At 44.9% G+C, this 2,573-nt stretch carries 3 protein-coding genes; all 3 read right to left on the bottom strand.

Translation table 11 applies throughout. The features are described from left to right. Positions 1 to 715 (bottom strand): RluA family pseudouridine synthase (locus tag KAH81_05735; protein MCK5833156.1); only part of this gene is annotated, 715 nt, incomplete at its 3' end. Continuing rightward, entirely contained in the window at positions 672 to 1,286 is a 615-nt protein-coding gene (lspA, locus tag KAH81_05730; GenBank protein MCK5833155.1) for a signal peptidase II, read from the bottom strand. The genes KAH81_05735 and lspA, both read right to left, overlap by 44 nt. Positions 1,287 to 1,291: 5 nt before the next feature. Further along, entirely contained in the window at positions 1,292 to 2,539 is a 1,248-nt protein-coding gene (gene clpX / locus KAH81_05725; protein MCK5833154.1) for an ATP-dependent Clp protease ATP-binding subunit ClpX, read from the bottom strand. Positions 2,540 to 2,573: the final 34 nt, after the last annotated feature.

Genomic DNA, 2,573 nt, shown 5'->3' with positions numbered 1-2,573 from the left:
CAAAACCTTTTATACGCTCGGGGCCACCGCTGTATTCGCTGTCACCGAATATCGGATGGCCGATATGACTGCAATGCACCCGAATCTGATGCGTTCGGCCAGTGTGCAGTTTAAATGCAAGCAATGAAAGAAATGTGTAATCAAGTTCGAGCTGGTAATCGGTTAAAGCGGGTTTTCCACTCACAACCACGGCCATTTTTTTATGATCTTTCGGATTATGGCCTATGGGGCCTTCAATCGAACCGGATGTTTCTTTCATTCGTCCCCATACCAGTCCAATATACTCACGCTTGATCTTGTGTTCGGAGAGAGCCTTCGCCAGGTATCTATGAGCGAGATCATTCTTGGCAAAGATAATTAATCCCGATGTGTTTTTATCAAGTCGATGGACTACTCCCGGGCGCGTTTCACCGCCAACACAAGAGAGTTTATCGCAGTGCGCGAGCAAGGCATGGACGAGAGTTCCAGAAAAATGACCTCTCGCCGGATGAACAACCATCCCGGGTGGTTTATTCACTATTACAAGAAATTCATCCTCGAAGATTATATCGAGTGCTATATTTTCAGGAACAAGTCGAGGGGTTTCAGTTATCGGAATTTCGACAAGAATTGTCTCACCGCCGATAAGAATAAAAGCCGGTTTGATACCCTTCCCGGGTATCTGTATCCTTTTATCCCTTATTAGCTTCTGTATTTGGTTCCGGCTCAGGTTCAACGAGGTCGCTCCCAGATAGATATCTAGCCTCGTCGGAGGTATTTCCTCTGGAACCACGATTGTCACTTGCTTTTCCGTCATCTTGAATACCTTTACTTTCTTCTTTCGAAGCTGCAGAATCCTCTTGGGAACCGGTAAAGATAAGTATTATAAGGCCCAATACAATTGCGGAATCGGCGATATTAAAAGTAGGCCATCGGGTTGCATCCCAGCCAAAATCGAGCCAATCCACGACCTGACCGACTCTAAATCTGTCGATAAGATTACCCATAGCACCGGCGAGAATAACAAAAAGGGCTGTTTTAAGCCATTTATTGCCGTCGATGGATTTATTTAGATAAACCACGACGAAGGCCGAAGCAAGAATCGCCACGATAATATAAAAAATATTTCCACCGAAGCGTGTGCTGAATGCTCCGCCAGGGTTAAGAACATAGGTTATGCGAAAGAAATTACCGAGAACCTGAACTCCCTCGTGAGGCCGCACATTATTTTGTATCCATATTTTTGTTACCTGATCGAGAGCAATGATTATGGCCAATAATATTAATCCGGGCGTCCATTTCTTCATTGTGCTTAGCTCCGACTTTTCTCTATTTGTGGTTTGGCCCTCTTTACAATTGTGTCGCGATCGATAACGCAACGATTAATATCTTTCGCATTGGGAAGTTCGAACATTATCGGTGTCATAACTGATTCGAAAATGCTTCGCAAGGCGCGTGCGCCTGTTTTACGCGTCATCGCTTCATCAACGATGGCATCGAGGGCTGAATCTGTGAATTCAAGGGGGATACCGTCCATGTCGAGGAGTTTTTTATATTGCTTTACCAGTGCGTTCTTCGGTTCGGTTAATATGTGTTTCATCGTATCTCGGTCGAGTTCGTCGAGTGAGACACTAACTGGAAGTCTCCCAACAAGTTCGGGGATGAACCCGAATTCGATAAGGTCTTCGGGTGACATTCTCGAAAGAATTTCGCCTATTGGGAGTTTTTTAGCATTAGCTATTTCAGCATCGAAGCCGATGAGCTTTTTATTTATCCGATGGGCAATTATCTCTTGGAGGCCGTTAAATGCGCCACCGCAAATGAAGAGTATATCGCGAGTATCGACCTCTACGAGTTTCTGTTCGGGGTGCTTGCGTCCGCCCTGCGGTGGGACATGTGCCTTAGTGCCTTCAAGAATTTTAAGAAGCGCTTGTTGAACGCCTTCACCGGAAACATCTCTTGTAATATTTGGATTTCCGCCGCTTTTTTTCCCAATTTTATCCAATTCATCGATATAGATTATGCCAATACGAGTGCGTGCGACATTGTAATCTGCTGATTGTAGGAGGCGGACAATAATATTATCGACATCCTCGCCGACATAGCCGGCCTCGGTGAGGACAGTAGCATCGGCAATACAAAACGGCACGGCCAGGAATTTGGCTAATGTTTGTGCAAGCAGAGTTTTACCTGTTCCCGTTGGGCCCAATAGTAAAATATTCGATTTATCAAGTTCGACTTCATCGTCATCGGAGCGTATAGCTTTATACAGTATGCGTTTATAGTGATTGTAAACAGCGACCGAAATGGTTATTTTTGCCCTTTCTTGACCCATGACGTAGTGGTCGAGGAAATCCTTTATTTCCACTGGTGTGGGGAAGGTTTTCTCAGTCCAAGGGATAACTATCTCTTCTTTTTTTTCGCGCAAATGGCCGTAGGCGGTAGTAACGCAATCTCCGCAAATTAGAAGGCCACCTAGACCCTCAAAAATCGGAGTGGTTTTTTTAATAGGACGGCCGCAAAAATGGCACCTTTCGGTGGATTCATTCTTTTTGGGCAATTTTAGTCCTTTTTCTTTTCTTCAGCTTTCTTAT

Source organism: bacterium (assembly GCA_023145965.1).
Taxonomy (GTDB): Bacteria; UBP14; UBA6098; order UBA6098; family UBA6098; genus UBA6098.
The sequence above is the reverse complement of the archived record's forward strand: the minus strand, read 5'-3'. Positions and strand labels throughout refer to the sequence as shown.

What these genes read in the sequence shown, in the direction of transcription:
- lspA (MCK5833155.1), bottom strand. Translation starts at nt 1,286, where the DNA reads ATGAAGAAATGGACGCCCGGATTAATATTATTGGCCATAATCATTGCT.